The sequence below is a fragment of the Streptomyces oceani genome (assembly GCF_001751245.1).
Taxonomy (GTDB): Bacteria; Actinomycetota; Actinomycetes; order Streptomycetales; family Streptomycetaceae; genus Streptomyces; species Streptomyces oceani.
Genome location: NZ_LJGU01000118.1, coordinates 56688 through 78082, shown reverse-complemented (window position 1 = coordinate 78082; position 21395 = coordinate 56688). Strand labels below are relative to the sequence as shown.

Genomic DNA, 21395 nt, shown 5'->3' with positions numbered 1-21395 from the left:
GGCCGGTGCAGGTCGCCCGGCGCGCTGCCGCTCGCCGCGGTCAGCAGCAGCGCGGCGTCCGCGACCGTACGGGCCAGGGCGCCGTGCACCGTGATTCCCTGGAACGCCTCCGGGTCCGGCCAGGTGGAGATCCGTCCACGCTGCGGTTTGATGCCGACGAGATGACTCCAGGCGGAGGGGATACGGATCGAACCGGCACCGTCCGAGCCCAGCGCGCCGCCCACCAGCCCGGCCGCGACGGCCACCGCCGAGCCGCCCGAGGAGCCACCCGGGGTGTGCTCGGGAGCCCAGGGGTTACGGGTCCGCCCGAACGCGGGCCCCTCGGTGAACGGCCACTGGCCCAGCTCCGGGGTGTTGGTCTTCCCCAGGACGACCGCTCCGGCGGCGCGCAGCCGGCGTACGGACTCGGCGTCCGACTGCTTCACCGGGAAGTCGCCCGGGCAGCCGAACGCGGTGGGCTCGCCGGCCAGGTCGGTGTCGTCCTTGATCGCGACCGGCACCCCGAGCAGCGGCAGCCGCTCCCCCTGGGCCAGCCGCCGATCCGCCGTGTCGGCGGCGGTCAGCGCGGCCTCGTGGGTGATCCTGCGGAAGGCGTTGAGCCTCGGCTGGGCGGCGTCGATGGCGGCGAGTGTCCGCTCGGTGAGATCGCGCGCGCTGACCTCGCCGGCGGCGAGCGCCCGCGCCTGCGCGACGATCCCAAGCGGTCGTGTGCCCGGTTCGGGTGCGGTCGACATGCGTACCCCCTGCCGGGCCGAGGCGGCCCATACTGGCCAGTAAGTTACGGCCATGGTGGGCCATTCGGCGCGGGCTCACAATGCTCCGGGGCGGGCGGCGAGTCGTGCGCCGGCGCTTCCCAGACCGCTGAACTGACACGGAACCGACGTCATGAGCGCGGGAGTTCGGGCCTGGAGGTGGGGTGCGCCGCTGCGGGAAACTACCCCCCGCAGTCTCCCAGCAACGGCGCCTTACAACCCCCGAGGCGGCGCGGACGGGGCCGGGGGAACGTGCCCCGCCCGCGCCGTGTGCGCGTAACCGGAGGTACGGGGGGAACCTCTGGTGTGCCGCGCCGCCGATGACCAGTCGGCTCATCTCGTACTGCGTCGCCGGCCGAGAAAGTGTCACACCGGCGCTCCTCCTTTCTTCGTACGGTCCCACCGGAGCAGCTCAGCCCGGGCGCAGAGGGCGTCGGGAGAACCGGGGAGCACGGCGAACAGCTGGGCTGACGGGCCCAGTTGGGCTTCAGTCGGGGCACCGGTGTGGGGCAGGGTCGAGCCTGCCGGGGAGGGCTTACGGCTGCGGCTGCCGGCAACGGGCCCGAATCCGCACCGGGCTCGGCCCGCGCCCGACCGACAGCCGGCCTCGCGGGATCAGCCGGGGCCAGGCGCGACCGCCCGGGTACCCGAGGTCACCGCGCACTCGGCGCGGCACCGCCGAGCACCCCGACGGACCGGCTCGGCCGGAGCGTCAGCTTCCGGTGGCCGTCCCGTCCGTCGCCTCGCCCGCGCCCACGGAGTCGCCGCTACTCGTGTCGCCCGGCTGGGCCGGCGGTTCCTCCCCGCCACCGTCGCCACCCTCGGCGGTGCCTCCGGCGCCTCCGCCGGGAGCGGCGGTGCCGCCGTCACCGCCGTCATCACCGTCACCGCCCTCCGAGCCACCGTCGGAGCCGCCACCCTCCGAGTCGCCACCCTCCGAGCCGCCGTCGGAGCCGCCGCCCGGACCGTCCGGGCCACCGTCCGAGCCGCCGCCAGGACCACCGTCCGAGCCGCCGCCCGGTCCACCGGGCGTACCGCCCGAGTCCCCGTCGCCGCCCTCCGAGCCGCCGTCGGAACCACCTCCGGAGCCGCCGGTCGAATCGCCCGACCCGCCCGAGGAGCCGCCGCTGGTGTCGCCGCCCTCCGGATCCTGCCCGAGTGTCGAGGCGCAGTACGCCCGCACCGCCCCGGCGCCGCCCGCCACCCGCTCCAGGGTCCGCCGGTCGTCCGCCGCCAGCTTGCCGCCGGTGTACGCCTTGCACAGCGCGACGATGATCGCCTCGGAGTCCGCGCCGTACGAGGGGCTTTCGCCGCCACCCTGCCGGCCGTCCCGGTGCTCGGAGCCCTCGCCGCTCCCCCGCCCGTCCCCGTCCGCACCACTGTGCTCGGGGTCGGCCGACTTGGAGCGACCGTCGCGCTTCTCGTCCTTGTCGCTCGCGTGCGGGCCGCCCGCGTCGCGCCGCTCCCCGTCGGTGGGCCCGCCCGGACTGGCCTGGGGCGACACGCTGACCGCCGGCTTCGCCGGGCCACCACCGCCGGTACCGAAGGGCGTCGGCAGCACGCCGCTGCCCGCCGCCACCGCGACCCCGCCCAGCGCGAAGCCGGCCACCGTCATCGCGACCCCGGCCCGTAGCGGTCGCCCAGCCAGACTGGGCAGCCCCCGCAGGAAGCCGCGTCCGCCCGTGCGCGCCGGGCCACTCGCCGCCACGGCGCCGGACCGCGACACGCCACCGCGTGCCAACCGGTACGCCTCCAGCGCGGCGGCCTCACCGGGCACCTCCTCGCCACGGGCGAGCGGCGCCCCGGACAGGCCGGCGGCCGGCTCAGCGGACAGCCCGCCGAGCGCCGCCATCAGCCGGTCGGCTCCCGCACCGCGCACGTCCGCGGCCGTGTCGTCGGCTGACAGACCGCGCAGCATACGCTCCGCGGTTTCCTCATCCAGCCACTCATACCGGTCCTCGGACATCACGTTTCCCTCAGCGTTCGCGCGGCGTTGTGCGTCACACCGCGTGGGCCGTCCCGCTGCGGGGCCTGCTGCCCGGGGAGCACGGCGTCCCCCGCGCCGCCGGGTCCCGGAGCCGGTCCGGCCTCGGCGCCGTCCCCGTCGCCGTCGTCCAGGATCTCGGCCAGTTTCCGCAGGCCACGGTGCGCGGCCGTGCGTACCGCACCGGGGCGCTTGCCGAGCACCTGCGCGGCGCTCTTGGCGTCCAACCCGAGCACCACCCGCAGCACCACGGCCTCCGCCTGATCCAGCGGCAGCTTCGCTATCGCCCGCATCGTCCGGCCGGTGCCCAACGCCTCCATGGCCTCGTCCGCGGTGTCGGCACCGCCGGCCAGCGTGACCAGTTCGCTGTCGTCCTCGGCGGCGACGGGGCGCCGCCCCCGCATCCGGATGTGGTCCAGCGCGCGGTTCCGGGCGATCCGCGCCGCCCAACCGCGGAACCGGTCCGCGTCGCCGTGGAAGCGGTTCAGGTCCCGGGCGATCTGTAGCCACGCCTCCGAGGTGACGTCCTCGGCGTCCGCGTCCGGGACCAGCGTGCGTACGTAGCCCAGAAGCCGTGGATGGACCGTGCGGTAGACGGTACGGAAAGCGCACTCGTCGCCGTCCTGTGCCGCACGCACCGCAGCGGTCAGCTCCGCGTCATCCCCCTGCACGCCCGTGTCCTCGCCCCACTCCGCGACCGGTGCCGCGTCGCTTCCGTCGGCACCCCTGGCCGGGCGCCCCTGCCCTGTGGCGCCGACCTGGGGCGCCTGCCCTGTAAGCCCCTGGCGGGGCACGTTGCTCATGACATCCCGGACGGGAGTGTCACACATCCGCGCGCGCTGCGCCCCAGAGCGTGGAAACAGCGTCTCGACCGGGCTAAAACGGTACGGGCAACCTTGTGTTCCCGTCCATCGTTGTGGCAGCGAGGACGGTCGCCGGGGAGCCGCCGCGCGGGGCCCGGTGCGGGGCCCGGTGCGGGGCCCGGTGCGAGCGGCGTAACACGAATCGCACCCCCGACGCTGAGACAAGTGCGGGCCTGCTGCTGGTTGGTGCGTCCGTATGCGAGGACGGCCGAGGTCTCTCCTGTGGGGGGTGGCGACCTCGGCCGTCTTCCATTTCCGGCCGGCCCGCCGGGCCTTCCGGTCTCCGCCCGGCTCAGTCCACCCGGCCCGCGAGCGCGGAGAACTCCGACCAGCTCAGCTCGGGCTTCCGCGGGTCCCAGAGCTTCTGCGCGGTGGCGCTCAGCGGCAGCCGAATCCCCTCGGCCACCTGCTCCTGGGTCTGTGCCTCCGGGAGATCGCCCCACACCGCGAACCGACCGCCCAGCACCCGCTCCGGCCCGGCCTTCCCCGCCGGCACCGGATCGGTGCCACGCAAAACCGCGGGGGTCCACTCCTCGTAGATGCGCCGCCCGGTCGGGTAGGTGAACTCGTTGGGCTCGCCCAGCACGTAGTAGAGGTACTCGTCGTTCATGTTGATCAGGTCCCAGCCGCGGTCCAGGTACTCCTCCGGCTCCCGGGCGCCGATCTCCTTGCCGGTCCAGTACGTCACCTGACGCGGCTCGCTGGGTCGCACGGTGCCGTCCGCGTGCATCCCGTCGTTCCAGACCTGCGGGGTCCTGCCGTGCTCACGCACCACCTCGGCGCGGTCGTTCAGCCAGGACGTCGCCAGGTCCTGCACCCCCGCGTCCGCGCCGTGCCGCTCCCGGGCCGCCCGCGCCAACCCCGGGAACTCCGTCTCCGGGTCCTCGAAGGTCAGGGCGGCGTACTCGTCACCGCCCAGGTGCCAGTACTCGCCGGGGAACAGGTCGGCGTACTCGTTCAGCAGCTCGTCGATGATCCTCGCCGCCTTCGGGTCGGCGATGTCCACCGCTCCCGGCACCGGTTGCCCGGACCGGTCCCGCAACCGCAGGTCCGGATGCGCCTCCAGGACCGCGCCCAGGTGGCCGGGCGAGTCGATCTCCGGGATCACCGTGATGTGCCGGGACTTGGCCAGCCGTACGATCTCCCGCACCTGCTTCTTGCTCAGGTGCGGGTCGGAGACGACCTCCGGATGCGAGTCGCTCTCGACGCGGAATGCCTGGTCGTCCGACAGGTGCAGTTGCAGCTGGTTCAGCTTGAGGTCGCCCATCTCCCGGATGCGGTCCTTGATCCACTCCACGCTGTAGTACTTGCGCGCGATGTCCAGCATGAAGCCGCGCTGCTTCCGGTCCGGCTGGTCGCGTACGACTCCGTCGGCCATTCCGCCCCGGTCCCGTACGGACTGGAGCAGGGTGCGGGTGCCGTAGAAGACGCCGGCGTCCGAGGAACCGGTGATCCGCACCTGTCCGCCCTTGCTGGAGAGGATGTAGCCCTCCCTCGGGATGTCCGCGTCGGGCGTGTGCCGCAGCTCCACGTCCGAGACCTCGGCCGGCCCCTCGGAGTAGTCCAGGTCCAGCTCACGGGCGAGCAGCCGGGCCTCGTCGGCGAGCGGCCCGTCCGGGTCGGCCACCACCCGGCTGTCCTCGGCGGGCTTCCAACCCGGCCCGCGGGTCGCCTGCCAGTCGCGTACGGCGGGCACGGTGCGGGGCGCCGGCCCGATCCGCTTCGGGCCTTTCGTGGTGGCGGCGGGCGGCGAGGTGGCGTCCGAGGCCGGGTGGTCCTCGTCGTCACCACCGGTGAGCGCCAGTACCGCGAGCACCACGACCGTGACGGCGACGAGGGCCGCGCAGACCGCGAGGATTTTCGTCCGCATAGATGCCATGTCCGTACGTTAGGGAGCTTTCGGTGGCCGCTCCGGCCGCCGTGCGGGACGACCGCCGGACGAACCGTCAGCTTCTCCCGTCCGGACGGTCACGCGCCAGGCCAGCGGGGCTCTGGCGCACTGGCCTCCGGACTCTTGAGTACGGACCGGACTCAGGCGATCCGCGTACGACACTTTCAGGTGAATATCGCGCAAGCGTCGGGAGAGCGCGCACAACTGGACTAATGTGGCGTCGGCAAACGATCCCCGGGCACGTCGCACGTCCCCTTTCGACCCCCTGCCGAGCCCCTGCCGAGCCCCTGCCGACCGACCGGCGCGACGCTCCCGGGCGTTCGACGTGCGGGGCGGCGGGATCGACCGGCGCCGGGGACCGCGACGTCCTGACCGTACGACCCCGAGGAGTTCATGCGTCCGCACCGCCCGCACTGCACCGGAGCCGCCGGCGGTCCGGCACGCCATGCCGGGCCACCCAGTCCGCTGCGCCAGCTCAACTCCGCCTCGCCCGTGGAGGCGGAGAACACGCTGCGTACGTGCTGCGGCAGCACCCGCTGGGCCCACCGGGTCGCCGAGCACCGTCCGTATCCGGACACCGCCGCGCTCCTCGCCGCCGCCGAGGAGGCGGGCTACGACATGACCCGGGCCGACCTGCAGGAAGCGCTGGCCCAGGAGTCCCCGCAGCACCCGGCCACCGAGGGCCCGGGCGCGCTCGCGGCGCACACCGCGCTGCGGGCCGCACACGCGGCCTACGAGGCCCGGTTCGGGCACACCTTCGTGATCTGCCTGGACGACGTGCGGCCGGCGGAGCGGCTGGACCGGGCCCTGGTCGCGCTGCACCGCCGGCTCGGCCACGATCCGGAGCAGGAGCACGCGGTCGTCGCCGAGGAGTTACGCCTCCTCACCCTCAGCCGGCTGACCCGGCTGCTGGGCCCGCAGGTTCCCGACCCGGCGCGGGTTCGGCACCACTGAGCGCCCCTGAGCACCCTGGCGCGGAGCAGCGGAGCAGCGGAGCAGCGGCGGGCCAGCCGCCGGCCGCCGAGTGGCCGGCAGGGAGCGTTCCGCCCGTCCCCCCGTACGCCGACACCGCACGCGGCGGACACGCCGGACACACCTAGTCCGTCCGTGCCTGATTGATCACACCTGAACCCCCAGGACGAAATCCGGGATAGGCCGTCGCTACGATGGCTTCCGGCCGGTGGACCGTACACCGGCCGGGCTCGACCGAAGAGGCGGCCGGCCCCCTGTCCCCGCTCCCGGAGGGTGTTTCCGTGCCGGCTGGAACGCTGTATCGCGGCCGGGAAGGTATGTGGTCCTGGGTGGCTCACCGAGTCACCGGCGTCCTCATCTTCTTCTTCCTGTTCGTGCACGTCCTGGACACCGCGCTGGTGCGCGTGTCGCCCGAGGCGTACGACGACACCGTGGCGATCTACAAGACGCCGCTGGTCAACCTGATGGAGTACGGCCTCGTGGCCGCCGTGCTCTTCCACGCGCTGAACGGCCTGCGAGTCATCGCCGTGGACTTCTGGTCCAAGGGCGCGAAGTACCAGAAGCAGATGCTGTGGACGGTCATGGGCATCTGGGCCGTCCTGATGGCCGGTGCCTTCTACCCCGTCCTCCAGCACACCCTGCGCGAGCTGTTCGGGAGCTGATCGACATGGCCACTGATATCGAGACGACCGGCTCGTCCGCCCCGTACGGACCGGACAACCCCGCGCCGGTGATCGAACCGCCACGGGCCCGCACCTCCCGGACCCCGAAGACCACCCGCACCAACTTCGAGCTGTACGGCTGGCTCTTCATGCGGCTGTCCGGGATCGTGCTGGTGGTCCTGGTGATCGGGCACCTACTGATCCAGCTGGTGCTGGACGGCGGCGTGTCGAAGATCGGCTTCGCCTTCGTCGCCGGTCGCTGGGCCTCGCCGTTCTGGCAGACCTGGGACCTGATCATGCTGTGGCTGGGCATGCTGCACGGCGCCAACGGACTGCGCACGATCATCAACGACTACGCCGAGCGGGACAGCACCCGCCTCTGGTTGAAGGCGCTGCTGTACACCGCCACGGTGTTCACCATCCTGCTGGGCACGCTGGTGATCTTCACCTTCGACCCGAACATCCGCTAGAGCACCGGGCTGAGGTCTGAGGTAACTGCATGAAGATCCACAAGTACGACACCATCATCGTCGGCGCGGGTGGCGCCGGCATGCGGGCCGCCATCGAGTCCAGCAAGAACAGCCGTACGGCGGTGCTGACGAAGCTGTATCCGACGCGCTCCCACACCGGCGCCGCGCAGGGCGGCATGGCCGCCGCCCTCGCGAACGTCGAGGAGGACAACTGGGAGTGGCACACCTTCGACACCATCAAGGGCGGCGACTACCTGGTCGACCAGGACGCCGCCGAGATCCTGGCGAAGGAGGCCATCGACTCCGTACTCGACCTGGAGAAGATGGGCCTGCCGTTCAACCGCACCCCGGACGGCACCATCGACCAGCGCCGGTTCGGCGGTCACAGCCGCAACCACGGTGAGGCTCCCGTACGCCGCTCCTGCTACGCGGCGGACCGCACCGGCCACATGATCCTCCAGACGCTGTACCAGAACTGCGTCAAGCAGGGCGTGGAGTTCTACAACGAGTTCTACGTCCTGGACCTGCTGCTCACCGAGAAGGACGGGGTACGCAGGACCGCCGGCGTGGTGGCGTACGACCTCGCGTCCGGCGAGATCCAGGTGTTCCGCGCCAAGTCGGTCGTGTTCGCCTCGGGCGGGAACGGCAAGTTCTTCAAGGTCAGCTCGAACGCCCACACGCTCACCGGGGACGGCCAGGCCGCCGCGCTGCGGCGCGGGCTGCCGCTGGAGGACATGGAGTTCTTCCAGTTCCACCCGACCGGCATCTGGAAGATGGGCATCCTGCTCACCGAGGGCGCTCGGGGCGAGGGCGGCATCCTGCGGAACAGGGACGGCGAGCGTTTCATGGAGACGTACGCCCCCGTGATGAAGGACCTCGCCTCCCGGGACGTGGTCTCCCGCGCGATCTACACCGAGATCCGGGAGGGCCGTGGCTGCGGCGCCGACAAGGACCACGTCTTCCTGGACCTGACGCACCTGCCGCCGGAGCAGTTGGACGCGAAGCTGCCGGACATCACCGAGTTCGCGCGGACGTACCTGGGCATCGAGCCGTACACCGACCCGATCCCGATCCAGCCGACCGCGCACTACGCCATGGGCGGCATCCCCACCAACGTCGAGGGCGAGGTGCTGTCGGACAACACCACCCCGGTGCCGGGCCTGTACGCCGCCGGCGAGGTCGCCTGCGTCTCCGTGCACGGCGCGAACCGGCTGGGCACCAACTCGCTGCTGGACATCAACGTCTTCGGCCGACGCGCGGGCATCGCCGCCGCCGAGTACGCGGGCGGCGCGGAGTTCGTCGAGCTGCCGGAGGACCCGACCAGGTTCGTCGAGGACGAGGTGGAGAACCTGCGGGACGCCACCGGCACCGAACGGGTGGTGGACATCCGGCGTGCCCTGCAGCAGACCATGGACAAGAACGTCATGGTCTTCCGCAGCGAGCAGACGCTGAAGGAGGCCGTCGAGCAGATCGGTGACCTGCGCAAGCGCTACAAGAACATCAGCGTCCAGGACAAGGGCAAGCGGTTCAACACCGACCTGCTGGAGGCCCTGGAGCTGGGCAACCTGCTGGACCTGGCCGAGGTGACGGCGGTCTCCGCGCTCGCCCGCAAGGAGTCCCGCGGGGGCCACTACCGGGAGGACTTCCCGGACCGGGACGACGTCAACTTCATGCGCCACACGATGGCGTTCCGCGAGGTGGGCGACGACGGCACCGAGTCGATCCGGCTGGACTACAAGCCGGTCGTACAGACCCGCTACCAGCCGATGGAGCGTAAGTACTGATGAGCAGCGCGGTAATGGACAAGGCCGAGGCCGAGGCGAAGCAGCCCGCCTCGCACCTGATCACGGCGACCTTCCGGATCCGCCGGTTCAACCCGGAGGTCTCGGAGGAGGCGAGCTGGGAGGACTTCCAGCTCGAGATCGACCCCAAGGAACGGGTGCTGGACGCCCTGCACCAGATCAAGTGGGAGATCGACGGAACGCTGACCTTCCGCCGCTCCTGCGCGCACGGCATCTGTGGCTCGGACGCCATGCGGATCAACGGCCGTAACCGGCTGGCCTGCAAGACCCTGATCAAGGACCTCAACCCGGACCAGCCGATCACCGTCGAGGCCATAAAGGGGCTCACGCTCCTCAAGGACCTGGTGGTCGACATGGAGCCGTTCTTCCAGGCGTACCGGGACGTGATGCCGTTCCTGGTCACCAGCGGCAACGAGCCGACCCGCGAGCGGCTGCAGTCCGCGGAGGATCGTGAGCGGTTCGACGACACCACCAAGTGCATCCTGTGCGCCGCGTGCACCTCGTCCTGCCCGGTGTTCTGGAACGACGGGCAGTACTTCGGCCCGGCGGCGATCGTCAACGCGCACCGCTTCATCTTCGACAGCCGGGACGAGGCGGGCGAGCAGCGGCTGGAGATCCTGAACGACAAGGATGGCGTGTGGCGCTGCCGTACGGTCTTCAACTGTACGGAGGCCTGCCCGCGCGGCATCGAGGTCACCAAGGCGATCCAGGAGGTCAAGCGGGCGCTGATCACCCGCCGCTTCTGAGGCCGCCGGTGCGGCTCTCCGCGCCTTACGGCACACGGACCCGGGCACGTACGCCATCGCGTCGTGGCCCGGGTCTCGTCGTGCCGGTTACGGACGCCGTGTGTACGCGCACGGCTCAGGCCGCCAGCACCGGCGGCGTACCACCGCCGAGGGACAGCTCGAACCACAGGGTCTTGCCGCCCGGCGCCCACGGCCCCTCCCCGATCGCGCAGCCGCCCCACCGGTCGGCGAGCACGTCGAGCAGCAACAGACCCCGGCCGGTCGGCTCGTCGTCCCGTACGGCACGGACCGGCGCGGGGAGCGTCGGGCACGGGTCCCACATGCTTACCCGGAGCGCGTGATGCCGCCAGTGGAGGCGTACGGCCGCCGGACCCTTGGTGTGGCACACGGAGTTGGTGGCCAGCTCGGAGGTCAACAGCCCAGCCCGCTCGACCAGTTCGTACAGCTCGTGCGCCGTGAGCCGCGAGCACGCCGGGGTCTCCATCCACGAGGCGGCCGGCATGCTCGGTGCGGACCGCACGATGAATCGCCGCCATATCGCCCGCGGGCATCGCCCCGCGCGGGAGCGAGAACCCCGCACGGCTCCTCACCACCAACGGCACCACACTGCTTCAGCATGCTGACGCGACGCTCGATGATCGTCGGCGGCCCGAGACTCTCGCGGCCTTTGAGCTGGCAGGGCCGTCTGCCCCGTCCTGGGTGGGTCCGGTCACCGGCCTCGATACGGCCGACATCCCGGCCGAGGGCACACAGATCGCTCCCGGCCTGCGCCTACTCCCCACCCCTGGCCACACCCCCGGCCACATCTCCGTCGAACTCAGCAGCCAGGGTGAAACAGCACTGATCACCGGCGACAGCATTCACCACCCCGTCCAGCTCGCCCACCCCGATATCGGTGCCTGTGTGGACATCGACCCACGCCAGTCCCAGGCCACCCGCCGCGCGCTCCTCGCCTCCCTCGCCAACACGGACACCCTCCTCCTCGGCACCCACTTCCCCCCGCCCACAGCCGGCCGAATCATCACCCAGGCCAACACTCACCAGCTGCGCCCCGTCCCCCCGGCCTGAACCAGCGGTCAAGGACTACGAGGCCATCACCCACGCACATCGTCCCGCGCGAAAGCGAGAACCCCACACGACTCCTCACCACCGACCCCGCCACACTGCGGGCGCTGCTCGCCACCACGAAGTCGGGCCACCTCGCCCGCCACCTGCCGCGCCCCCCGGTGACGTCCCGGGGCCGCGGGAGTCCCGGCCCGCACGATCACGGAGGGCAGCGGCCTCAGAGCGCGGTGAGCACGTCGCCCGCACGGATCGGCGCGATGGTGAGGCCCACGATCCGGTCACCACGCACCACGGCCTCGACGCTGGCGAGAAGATGACCGCCCGGCGCGATGACGTCCACCCTTCGCCCGTTGAGTCGCAGCGTCGTGGTGGCGCGGATGCGGTGCGCGAAGGCGCGGGTTTCCTCAGCCACCGCGTTCGCGCCGACGACCGTCGCCGCCGCGCCGGTGGGCAGGAGCACGGGGTCGGCGGTGCGCACGCAATCCGGTGCCAGAAGAGCGAGCATCCGCCGTACGTCTCCCCCGCGCGCGGCGTCCAGGAACGCCGCGACGATCTCCTGGTGCCGCGCGTCAATGCCGGTTGCCTCACCACGACTCACTGGCCGTTGAACGCGCGCCCGGGCCCTGCTGGCCAGCTTCTTCGCGTTCGCCGGGGTGGTGTCGAGGATGCCGGCGATCTGGTCGAACGGCACGCTGAACAGGTCGTGCAGCACGTACGAAACGCGCTGTGTCGGCGTCAGTTGCTCGAGGAGCACCAGCAGCGCGCGTGACACCTCGTCCCGCCGGAGGAAGTCCTCGTCGGCGGCGACTCGGGCCTCCGGGATCGCGTCGGCGAACAGCGGCAGCTCGCCACGTCGCTGCCGGACGCGTAGCTGGTCCAGGCAGATCCGGGTGGTCACCGTGGTCAACCAGGCGGCCGGGTTGTCGATACGGTCCTCGCCCGCGGCCTGGGCCCGCAACCACGCTGTCTGCACGGCGTCTTCCGCGTCGTGCACCGAGCCCAGCATCCGATGTGCCAGCGACAGCAGCCGGGGGCGGGCCGCCTCGAACTCGTCGATCGTTCCCACCGGTGTCACCTTTCGCGTGTACGAGACGTCAGGACGGCTGACCCACCACCAAGCCACGTCCACACATCAAGGAGACGACGTCTTGAGCATACAGAGAGCACGGTGCACCACCGCCCCCGGACCGGTCCGCCTACGGCGGTTCCAGCGGTGAGCGGCGGACTCGTCGACGCGCTCGGCGTCGCCACCCTCCTGTCCGTCGCCGCCAACCTGCTCATCGCGGCCGCTGACTTCCGCCGGGCCGGTTTCGTGCTGCGCAACTCAGCCGAGGTGGGCCTCCCACCCTCAGCGATCCCGTACCTCGGGGCGCTGAAGGCTGCTGGCGCGACCGGGTTGTTGGCAGGGCTCGCCGGAGCCCCCGGGCTGGGGCTCGCCGCCGGCACCGGCCTCGTGCTGTTCTTCCTCGGCGCCGTCGGCGCGCACGTCCGAGCCCGGGTACTCCACAACATCGGCTTCCCGCTGACCTACCTGGTGCTCGCGCTCTGCGGCGGCGCGTACTTCCTCCAGGCGCTGCGGTGAGGCGTCAGTGCCGACCCGTCACATTCAGCCCACCGCGTAGGCGAGGCTGACGAGGCTGGCCAGGGCGATGAGGACGTTCAGGAGCGTCGCCACGAGCGCGAGAAGCTGCCACAGCCGACTACCCGCGCCCGTGTCGGTCCTGACGGTCCGTACGCCGCCCGTGACGGCCAGCCAGGCACCGTAAGAGGCAAGCGCGGCGGGCAGGAACATCAGCATGTCGAAGATCAGGACGGCCTGCAGGAACGCGACGGGCACGATGATCAGCGAAGGCAGCACCTTGTTCCGCTGCACCTGCCCCGCCCCGCTCATGGGGGTGTTCGCTCCGCCGGGCGGGCCCGGCCGGGGCACGGAACGCCCGCCCGCGTGGCCGCCCACGCGAGGAGCGCCGCCACCGGCGGGACCCGGCAGCATCGTCGGGTCGTGCGGGGCGCCCCCGCCCGAAGCCGGGCCGGGGCCGGGATGGTGGCGCGGCGGGGACCACTGCGGGCGGGCGTGCCCGTCGCCGGCCGGGACGCGTTCGGGCGCGTCGACGGTCGGTGCGTACTGCGGCTGCCCCGCTGACGGCGTGTGCTGTTCCTGCCGGACCGCCGCGATCTCCGCCGCCATCGCCCGCGCGCTCGGCGCACGCTGCGCGGCCTGCTTCGAGAGGGCACGGGCGACCACCCGCTCCACCCCCAGCGGCACGCTCGCTCCGGCCACGGCGAGCGTCGGGGGTGCCTTGTGCACGTGCTGGTACATCAGCTGCAGCGGGGTGTCCGCCTCGAACGGCGTGCTGCCGGTGAGCAGTTCGAACAGCAGCACCCCCACCGCGTACAGGTCGGTACGCCCGTCCAGGTGCCCGCCCTCGGCCTGTTCGGGCGCCATGTAGTGCGGCGTGCCGGGCGAGGCGAAGCCGGTGCCGGTCAGCGAGGTCAGCTGGTTGTCCGGGGCGATGGCCCGGGCGATCCCGAAGTCCATCACCTTGACGCCGCCCTGTTCCGTCACCATCACGTTGGCCGGCTTGATGTCCCGGTGCACGAGGTCCTGGGCGTGCACGAACTCCAGGGCTTCGAGGACCTCCGCCACGAGACGCAACGCGGTCTCCCACGGCAGACCGCCGCCCCGCTCGGCCAGCGTCTCGGCGAGCGTACGACCCGGGACCCACTCCATGACGAGATACGGCATCCGCGCCCCGTCCTCGAGGACGTGGTCACCGACGTCATGGATGGCAGCCAGTCGTGCGTGAGCGAGGCGTGCGGCGTGCTGTGCCTCCCGGTGGAAGCGCTTCCGTCGCTCCGCGTCCGCGCCGTCCTCCCCGCCCAGCCGCATGAACTTCACGGCCACGCTGCGCCCCAGGGCGGTGTCCCACGCGCGGAAGACCTCCGCCATGCCGCCCTCGCCCAGCGGCTCACACAGTTCGTACCGGTCACCGGCGATCCGCGTCCCCGGCTCCAGTTGGCCTGAACCCCCCATTGGCACCCGTGCCCTCTCCTGAATCGTCGCCTACCGCAAGCGCATAGGCGGCCACCGTACGGCCATCGGCACGCGCCGTTCCACACCAGGTATCCGGGAGCCCGCTACCGCCCGGGCTGCCAGGCCCGTACGAGATCCTGCTGGTGTTCCAGAGTTGCGCTGGAGTGGACTCCAGCGCTTAGCGTCTGCCACATGGCTGGGAGTTCGCGGGTGGACGCGGTCGGTATCCGGAAGGTGTCGGAGCTTACCGGGCTGAGCATCGACACGTTGCGCTGGTACGAGCGTGAGGGGCTGTTGCCCCTGGTCGAACGGGAACCGGGCGGTCGCCGCCGCTACTCGCCCGCCGCGGTCCGCTTCGTGCGACTCGTACAAGCCCTGCGCCGGACCGGTATGCCGGTACAGGACGTGCGGGCCTTCGTACGGATGGGCTCCGGAGTGGAATGGCACGGACGGCGAGCGGCCCTGCTGGAGGAACACGCGGAGGCCATCGAACGGCACATCGCACAGCTTCAGCGGGATCTGACGGTGGTACGGGACAAGATCGCTCACCACCGGGAGCTGGCGGAGCGTGGCCTGGACTGTGAGGACGAGATCGACCTCGCCGAGCACGGAAGCCGCGCCAAGTCCCCGGACGACTCCGAGGCGGGCGGCACGGGAGACACGACGGAGGAGTGAGCATGCGCAAGGTCAACGGCTGGGCGGCCCAGGCCCCGGGAGCGGCCCTGGAGCGGTGGGAGTTCGAACGACGGGAACCCCAGGCGCGAGAGGTGGCGGTACGCATCCGATACTGCGGAGTGTGCGCCAGCGACCTGTCCGCGCTCCGGCACGGTGCCCCCGCCGCCTACCCGCTGGTGCCCGGGCACGAGATCGTGGGCGAGGTCAGCGCGGTGGGCACCGAGGTCTCCCGGTTCGCCGTGGGCGACCAGGTGGCGGTGGGCAACATCATCGACTCCTGCCGGAAGTGCGCACCGTGTATGGCCGGCCGGGAGAACTGGTGCGAGCGAGGCGTCACGCTCACCTACGGCAGCACCGACCCGGTCGACGGGGCACGCACCCAGGGCGGCTACGCCTCGGAGCACGTCGTCAACGAACGCTTCGTCTATCCGCTGCCGGACGGACTGGACCCGGCAGGCGCCGCCCCGCTGATGTGCGCGGGCGTCACCACCTGGGTGCCGCTGCGCCGCTGGGGCGCCGCTCCCGGCAGAACCGTTGGCATCGTCGGAATGGGCGGCCTGGGCCACATCGCGCTCAAACTCGCGCACGCCATGGGCGCCGAGACCGTGCAGTTCACCACCTCCGCCACGAAGTCCACGGAAGCGCGCCGGTTGGGCGCCGACGACGTCGTCCTCTCCTCTGACGAGCGCGAGATGGCCGCACAGGCGGGCCGCTGTGACCTGATCATCGACACCGTGGGCGCGCCACACGCTCTTGAGCCCTACCTGACCGCGCTGGCGGTCGACGGAACCCTGTGCCTGGTCGGTATCCCCGAGCAGGACCTGCGCGTCGACCCCCTGAGCCTGATCGTCGGCGCGAAGAACCTCGCCGGGGCGGGCAGCGGCGGCACCGGCGAAACCCAGGAGATGCTCGACTTCTGTGTCCGGCACGGCATCACGGCCGAGACCGAGGTGCTGCCCGCCCACCAGGTCAACACCGGGCTCGCCCGCTTGGCGCGCAACGACGTGCGCTACCGCTTCGTACTCGAGCTGGACGGTTGACCGCCGCCCCCTGGGAAGCTGGGGAGAGTCACGGCGGCAGCGCGTACCGGCGGCTGGTCGATCGGACCTCAGCAGCCCCCACCCGGCCGGAGATACGCTGACCGCGTGATTGACGGCGTCACCGCCCAGGCCATCGTGGATGATGTCGTCGCACGGCTCGGCGTTCGCGTGAACCTCATGGACGACCGCGGCGTCATCACGGCCAGTTGTGACCGTTCCCGCGTCGGGAGCCTCCACGAGGGGCGCTCAGCGTGCTGCGTACGGGGCGTCCCCTCGCCGTCACCAGCGACGAGGCCCGCGACCTGAGCGGGACCCGAGCCGGGGTCAACCTGCCGCTGCGGCTCGGCGACGAGGTCGTGGGCGTCGTCGGCGTGACCGGAGAGCCTCGGGACATCGGCGAGATGGCCCAGGCGATCGCGCGTATGGCCGAGCTGATGGCCATGCAGCGGGCGGACCTCGACGAGGCGGGCTGGCATCACCGCGTGCGCCAGCAGATCATCGAGGACCTGCTGAGCGGACAGTTGACCTGGGAGAGCTGGCGGCAGCGTCGGCAGCTCGCGGGCTGCCGGGTCGAGACTCCGCTCCACCTGTTCGTCGTCGACGGCGGACGGCAACGGCCCGGCAGCAGGTTCCGGGACAACCCCCGGGAGCCGTACCGCTGGCTGGACGCGGACGAGGGCGCCACGGTGATCTCCGCCGACACCAGGGGCCTCCTGTGGGTCCTGGCGAGCGGTTCGGCCGGGATCGCGATGCGGCAGCGGCTCACGGTCCTGTGCCGTGCCGACCGCACCGTCGGCTTCCTGGACGCGGGGACTGCGGAGGACTTCGACGCGCTCCGCACGCTGACCACACGAGCCCGCTACGCCCTGTACCACCGCCGGCCGCTCGGCGAGGTCCAACTGTCCGGCCTGAAGCTTCCGGTGCTCCTCGCCCGACTTGATCCCGACACGCGGCAGGCGGACACGGCACGCGTCCTCGGGCCCCTGTCCGACGACCTGCGGCACACGCTGCGGGTGTACTTCGACCACGACCGCGGCGTCAGTGACGCGGCTGCCGCGTTGAACGTGCACCGCAACACGTTGGCCTACCGGCTGAGTCGGGTGACCGACCTCACCGATCGGGACCCCCGCGCCTTCCAGGACGCGGTCGTCCTACAGGTCGCGCTGTACCTGCGGGAACTCTCCGGATCGGATTGATCCCCGCGACCTCACACGGCACCCTGTGCACGGCGCACAACGCCGGACGGATAACCGCCGGTGACCTTTGGCCACCGGCCCAATGTCTTCCCGGTGTGACGGTTCTTAGAGTGCGTCCACGGCACATCTGCCTACCTGACGCGCTCCCCATCCCGAAGGGCCTGTTCCACCATGCGTGCCGTGCTTCTCTCCGCTCCCTTCCGGGTAGCGCGTCCACCTCGGCGGCATGCGTGGCGATCCCGAACGGGCTTCAGCGGGCGCCTTCGCGGGCGGCGCCCGTGCGGCTCGCCGGGCGGCACCGGTCCGTCCCTGGCCCCGGGGGGTTCCGCTTCCGCGTGGGGGACGCGACGATGACCGCTGCCCGGCGCACCAAGCGGTCCCGCTTCGGCTGACCCCGGAGAGCCGCCGCTCCCCCGGCCCGCCGCCGTCCCGTACCCGTGCCCGCACCCGCGACGCGCCCCACGGACAGCTAGTCCGTACGCAAGGAGTCCCTTTGAACACCGCAGGACCGTCACTGCTCGCCGCGCTCGCGGCGAGCATAGGTTTGATCATCCTCCTGTGCGGCCGGTTCCGGTTGCATCCCTTCCTGGCCATCGTCATCGCCTCGTACGGCTTCGGTCTCGCCGCTATGGGCATCGGGGCCGCGACCGGCTCCGAGAAGCCGTTCGTGGAGGATCTCGGCGGCACCGTCGCCCAGGGCTTCGGCGAGATCCTGGCCAGCATCGGACTGGTGATCCTCTTCGGGACCATCATCGGCAAGGTCCTGGAGCGCACCGGCGCCGCCGTCACCCTCGCGGAAGCCGTGCTCAAGGTGATCGGCAAGCGGCATCCGGCCCTCGCCATGTCAGTGATGGGCTGGACCGTCTCCATCCCGGTCTTCTGCGACTCCGGATACGTCGTCCTCTCGCCACTGCAGCGCTCCATCGCCCGCAAGACCGGTAAGAACCCGGTCGTGCTCGGCACGGCGCTGGCCACCGGCCTGTACGCCTCGCACACCTTCGTGCCGCCCACCCCCGGCCCGATCGCCGCCGCCGGCAACGTCGGCATCGGTTCGGCGGGCCTGGTGTGGGTCATCCTCTTCGGCATACCCGTCTCGTTGGTCGCCGCGCTGGCCGGGCTCCTCTGGGCGCTGCGCCGCACCGAGCACCTCAGGAGCGGACTCCCGGAGCTTGAGGAGTCGTTCGAGGAGTACAAGACGCGGTTCGAACGGCTGCCGGGCCTCGGCCGGGCGCTCGCGCCCATCCTCGTACCGATCGCCTTGATGGCCACCGGCTCCGTCGCCGCCTTCCCCTCCGGTGACTCCACCCTGGTCAGCGGCGACCTCGGCGACTTCCTCACGGACCTCGGCGCGCCCGTGAACGCGCTGCTGATCGGCGTCATCCTGGCGCTGGTGCTGCTGCCGCCCCGGCGGGACGCGACCGTGCTCACCACATGGGTGGCCGAGGGACTGGTGGACGCGGCACCGATCCTCGTCATCACCGGCGCGGGCGGCGCGTTCGGCGCCCTCATCAAGGGCACCCCAATCGCCGACTACATCGCCTCCCTCATCGGGGACGGCTCGACGCTGGGCGGTCCACTGGCGCTGCTGGTGTTGTTCGGGCTCGCCGCCCTGCTCAAGACCGCGCAGGGCAGCAGCACCGCCGCGCTCATCATCACCTCCACCCTCGCCCAGCCACTGCTCCCCGCGCTGGGGCTGGACGGGACGCTCGGCTCGATCCCCATCGGTCAGGTGATGGCCGTGCTCGCCATCGGTGCCGGCGCCATGGTGGTGAGCCATGTCAACGACTCGTACTTCTGGGTGGTCTCGCAGTTCTCCGGGATGGACGTCCAGACCGCGTACCGGGCACACACGGCGGCCACACTGGTGCAGGGACTCACCGCCCTGGCCACCGTCCTGGCCCTCGGAGTCGTGCTGCTTTGACTCCTCCTACGCCTGTCGTCCCGGACCGACCCGCGGTCCGGGACGAGGTGCGCCCGCGTGCCGTACGGAGGGCGCCTCAGGTCTGCTTGGACGCCAGCGTGACCACCGTGATGTCCGACTCCGCGCCGACCCGGACCGGCGGCCCGAAGGTGCCGGCGCCGCGGCTGACGTAGAGCTGGGTGTCGCCGTACCGCTCCAGCCCGGCCAGCGTCGGGTTGGCCATGCCGGCGATGAGGTTGCCCGGCCAGAGCTGGCCGCCGTGGGTGTGGCCGGAGAGCTGGAGGCTGACGTCGTGGTCCACCGCGTCGTGGATCTGCACCGGCTGGTGGGCCAACAGCACCGAGGCGCGGGAGGTGTCCCGGTCCCCGAGCGCCTTCTCGAAGTCCGGCCCCTGGCCCTCCTCCTCACCGGCCACGTCGTTGACGCCGGCCAGATCGAAGTGCGGCAGCTCCCGCCGGGCGTTCTCCAACGGCTGGATGCCCAACTCACGGACGTGATCCAGCCATTCCGAGGCGTCGCCGAAGTACTCGTGATTGCCCGTGACGAAGTACGAGCCGTGCCGCGAACGCAGTCGGCCGAGCGGTTCGGCGGCGGAACCGAGTTCGTCGACGCTGCCGTCCACGAGGTCACCGACGATAGCCACCATGTCGGGCTGCGTCCCGTTGATCGTGTCGACCACCCGCTGGGCGTGCGCACGACCCAGGATCGGGCCGAGGTGAATGTCGCTGACGACGGCGATCCGGTAGCCGTGCCCCTGCCTGGGCAGCTTGCCCAGCGGGACGGTGACCCGCTTCACCGACGGTCCGTTCAGCACGCCGTACGCGCCCGCGCCCACCGTCGCGGCGGCGACCGTGGTGGCGCCCACGGCGAGGGTACGGGCGACGAACAGCCGGCGTCCCGGGGCGGCGGCGTCCGGGGTGCCCGAGCCCTCCGTGGCTTCGGTGGAGTCCCTGGCTTCGGTGGAGTCCGTGGCTTCGGCGGAGTCCGACGGCGCGGCGTCCCGCGCGGACGATCCCGCCCCCGCTCCCGTACGCCCGTCGCGCTGCCAGGTCGCCCCCACGGTCGCCGGCTCGGCCGGTTCCGCCGCCGCGCCCTCCGGCTCCACCGTCGGCGACGGAACCCCGGCCGCCCGGCGCGCCAGCACCCGGCGCAGCAGGGGCCGTACGAGTTCGCTCAGCAGCAGCGCGAGCACGAGGTACAGCAGCAGCGCCAGCCACATGTAGCCCGGCCAGGCCAACAGCCGCTTCAGCAGGAACGGGGCATCGCCCTGGCCCGTGACGAACGAGGCGAAGGAGACCAGCGGCAACGCCACCACCAGCACGGTGCCGAGCCGCCGCCCCAAGCCGCGCGGCGCGGACACGTCGCGTACGAGACGCNCGGCGGATGTACGGTACAGCAGTCGCCGGCTCGGCCGGTTCCGCCGCCGCGCCCTCCGGCTCCACCGTCGGCGACGGAACCCCGGCCGCCCGGCGCGCCAGCACCCGGCGCAGCAGGGGCCGTACGAGTTCGCTCAGCAGCAGCGCGAGCACGAGGTACAGCAGCAGCGCCAGCCACATGTAGCCCGGCCAGGCCAACAGCCGCTTCAGCAGGAACGGGGCATCGCCCTGGCCCGTGACGAACGAGGCGAAGGAGACCAGCGGCAACGCCACCACCAGCACGGTGCCGAGCCGCCGCCCCAAGCCGCGCGGCGCGGACACGTCGCGTACGAGACGCCGCCACACGTACCAGTGCGCGCCGGCCACCAGGGACAGCACGGCCAGCGCCACGAGCACGCCCAGGACCACCGTCATCGGGTCGTCTCCACGCCGACGGCCCGGGGGCCGTCCTCGCTCCGGGGGCCGGTCGCGGTCAGGTCCTCCGTGGAGTCGTCCGGCTCCGCGCCGGCCCCGCCGGCTCCGCTGGTCCCGCCACGCTGCCCGGGCAGGTCCCCCAGCGCCCGGAGCCCGCGCCAGCCGAGCACGCCGATCGCGGTACCCAGCAGGAAGGAGGTGAGGGCGAGCAGCAGATGGACCCAGAAGTAGCCGGTCGGATCGCCGGCGTCATCGAAGGCGAGACCGCTGCTGTCCTTCCATAGATTCTTCACGAAAGTGATCCACAGGAACCACGACCAGATGCCGAAGGCGAGGAGGAACCACGACACGCGGCGGCTCAGCGTTCTGGGTTTCGGGATCTGTCGCTCCCCGGCGGTCTGGCGCATGGGTTAAGTATGGCTATCGGCCGAATCCGATCACCGGTGGGGGCTACTGTGTCGGTCGGTGGCTCCGCACGGTCCACATCAGCCGCTTGTGCCTGTACGTTCGTCGGGTGTTCGTGACCCCATCT

18 protein-coding genes and 3 pseudogenes are annotated in these 21395 nt (G+C 71.7%); 12 read left to right on the top strand and 9 right to left on the bottom strand.

All coding sequences use genetic code 11. The features are described 5' to 3' along the window. From AN216_RS11015 to AN216_RS11000, 4 genes are all read right to left on the bottom strand, one after another. Positions 1 to 734, bottom strand: a 734-nt coding sequence (locus AN216_RS11015; RefSeq protein WP_244502415.1) for an amidase family protein, incomplete at its 3' end; no start/stop codon positions are given. 730 nt (positions 735 to 1464) lie between these two features. Then, complete coding sequence (locus AN216_RS11010; protein ID WP_070196472.1) at positions 1465 to 2718, bottom strand: hypothetical protein; 1254 nt, start codon at positions 2716 to 2718, stop codon at positions 1465 to 1467. Next, positions 2718 to 3407: an RNA polymerase sigma factor gene (locus tag AN216_RS11005; RefSeq protein WP_070196471.1), complete on the bottom strand. Its 690-nt coding sequence runs from the start codon at positions 3405 to 3407 to the stop codon at positions 2718 to 2720. The genes AN216_RS11010 and AN216_RS11005 overlap by 1 nt, the downstream gene beginning before the upstream one ends. Before the next feature lie 484 nt (positions 3408 to 3891). Continuing rightward, a complete protein-coding gene (locus AN216_RS11000; protein WP_070196470.1) occupies positions 3892 to 5478 on the bottom strand; it encodes a beta-N-acetylhexosaminidase in 1587 nt (528 codons plus the stop codon). Between the two features lie 405 nt (positions 5479 to 5883). Here AN216_RS11000 and AN216_RS10995 point away from each other — a divergent pair, with 405 nt between their 5' ends. From AN216_RS10995 to AN216_RS10975, 5 genes are all read left to right on the top strand, one after another. Next, entirely contained in the window at positions 5884 to 6444 is a 561-nt protein-coding gene (locus AN216_RS10995) for a 2-oxo-4-hydroxy-4-carboxy-5-ureidoimidazoline decarboxylase (protein ID WP_070196469.1), read from the top strand. Between the two features lie 299 nt (positions 6445 to 6743). After that, entirely contained in the window at positions 6744 to 7124 is a 381-nt protein-coding gene (sdhC, locus tag AN216_RS10990) for a succinate dehydrogenase, cytochrome b556 subunit (RefSeq protein WP_070196483.1), read from the top strand. A gap of 5 nt (positions 7125 to 7129) precedes the next feature. After that, positions 7130 to 7594: a succinate dehydrogenase hydrophobic membrane anchor subunit gene (locus AN216_RS10985; RefSeq protein ID WP_070196468.1), complete on the top strand. Its 465-nt coding sequence runs from the start codon at positions 7130 to 7132 to the stop codon at positions 7592 to 7594. Between the two features lie 29 nt (positions 7595 to 7623). Then, entirely contained in the window at positions 7624 to 9378 is a 1755-nt protein-coding gene (gene sdhA / locus AN216_RS10980; RefSeq protein WP_070196467.1) for a succinate dehydrogenase flavoprotein subunit, read from the top strand. Then, positions 9378 to 10142: a succinate dehydrogenase iron-sulfur subunit gene (locus tag AN216_RS10975; protein WP_070196466.1), complete on the top strand. Its 765-nt coding sequence runs from the start codon at positions 9378 to 9380 to the stop codon at positions 10140 to 10142. Before sdhA ends, AN216_RS10975 begins: the two co-directional genes overlap by 1 nt. 115 nt (positions 10143 to 10257) lie before the next feature. On the opposite strand, the gene AN216_RS10970 is transcribed toward AN216_RS10975, so the two are convergent. Then, the gene (locus AN216_RS10970; protein WP_079166480.1) at positions 10258 to 10644 is read right to left on the bottom strand and encodes an ATP-binding protein; all 387 of its coding nucleotides are present in this window, start codon (positions 10642 to 10644) and stop codon (positions 10258 to 10260) included. A 212-nt stretch (positions 10645 to 10856) separates the two neighbouring features. Here AN216_RS10970 and AN216_RS30155 point away from each other — a divergent pair. Then, a pseudogene (locus tag AN216_RS30155) lies at positions 10857 to 11210 on the top strand (MBL fold metallo-hydrolase); the annotation flags it as partial. A 214-nt stretch (positions 11211 to 11424) separates the two neighbouring features. On the opposite strand, the gene AN216_RS10960 reads toward AN216_RS30155, so the two are convergent. Next, positions 11425 to 12273 carry a sigma-70 family RNA polymerase sigma factor gene (locus AN216_RS10960; protein ID WP_107401962.1) on the bottom strand — a complete coding sequence of 283 codons (849 nt, stop codon included), beginning with the start codon at positions 12271 to 12273 and terminating at the stop codon, positions 11425 to 11427. 147 nt (positions 12274 to 12420) lie between these two features. Between AN216_RS10960 and AN216_RS30150 the strand changes: the two genes are divergently transcribed. After that, positions 12421 to 12789: a DoxX family protein gene (locus tag AN216_RS30150; RefSeq protein ID WP_070196465.1), complete on the top strand. Its 369-nt coding sequence runs from the start codon at positions 12421 to 12423 to the stop codon at positions 12787 to 12789. A 24-nt stretch (positions 12790 to 12813) separates the two neighbouring features. Here AN216_RS30150 and AN216_RS10950 read toward each other — a convergent pair whose 3' ends face one another. Next, complete coding sequence (locus AN216_RS10950; RefSeq protein ID WP_070196464.1) at positions 12814 to 14241, bottom strand: serine/threonine-protein kinase; 1428 nt, start codon at positions 14239 to 14241, stop codon at positions 12814 to 12816. 192 nt (positions 14242 to 14433) lie between these two features. Between AN216_RS10950 and AN216_RS28155 the strand changes: the two genes are divergently transcribed. The 5 genes and pseudogenes from AN216_RS28155 to AN216_RS10930 all read left to right on the top strand — a co-directional run bounded on the left by AN216_RS28155 (position 14434) and on the right by AN216_RS10930 (position 19073). Continuing rightward, positions 14434 to 14916, top strand: a complete 483-nt coding sequence (locus tag AN216_RS28155) for a MerR family transcriptional regulator (protein ID WP_070196463.1) — start codon at positions 14434 to 14436, stop codon at positions 14914 to 14916. Positions 14917 to 14918: 2 nt separating this feature from the next. Continuing rightward, on the top strand, positions 14919 to 15956 hold the full coding sequence (locus tag AN216_RS10940; protein ID WP_070196462.1) for an NAD(P)-dependent alcohol dehydrogenase: 1038 nt from the start codon (positions 14919 to 14921) through the stop codon (positions 15954 to 15956). 105 nt (positions 15957 to 16061) lie between these two features. Beyond that, a pseudogene (locus AN216_RS30675) lies at positions 16062 to 16405 on the top strand (sugar diacid recognition domain-containing protein); the annotation flags it as partial. After that, a complete protein-coding gene (locus AN216_RS31030) occupies positions 16379 to 17152 on the top strand; it encodes a PucR family transcriptional regulator (RefSeq protein ID WP_420855713.1) in 774 nt (257 codons plus the stop codon). The pseudogene AN216_RS30675 and the gene AN216_RS31030, both read left to right, overlap by 27 nt. Positions 17153 to 17645: 493 nt before the next feature. Beyond that, positions 17646 to 19073 carry a GntP family permease gene (locus tag AN216_RS10930; RefSeq protein ID WP_070196460.1) on the top strand — a complete coding sequence of 476 codons (1428 nt, stop codon included), beginning with the start codon at positions 17646 to 17648 and terminating at the stop codon, positions 19071 to 19073. 76 nt (positions 19074 to 19149) lie between these two features. On the opposite strand, the gene AN216_RS10925 is transcribed toward AN216_RS10930, so the two are convergent. Both AN216_RS10925 and AN216_RS10920 read right to left on the bottom strand, forming a co-directional pair. Continuing rightward, on the bottom strand, positions 19150 to 20472 hold the full coding sequence (locus AN216_RS10925) for a metallophosphoesterase (protein WP_070196459.1): 1323 nt from the start codon (positions 20470 to 20472) through the stop codon (positions 19150 to 19152). 531 nt (positions 20473 to 21003) lie between these two features. Continuing rightward, positions 21004 to 21270 (bottom strand): annotated as a pseudogene (locus tag AN216_RS10920) (SCO4848 family membrane protein); the annotation flags it as partial. Positions 21271 to 21395: the final 125 nt, after the last annotated feature.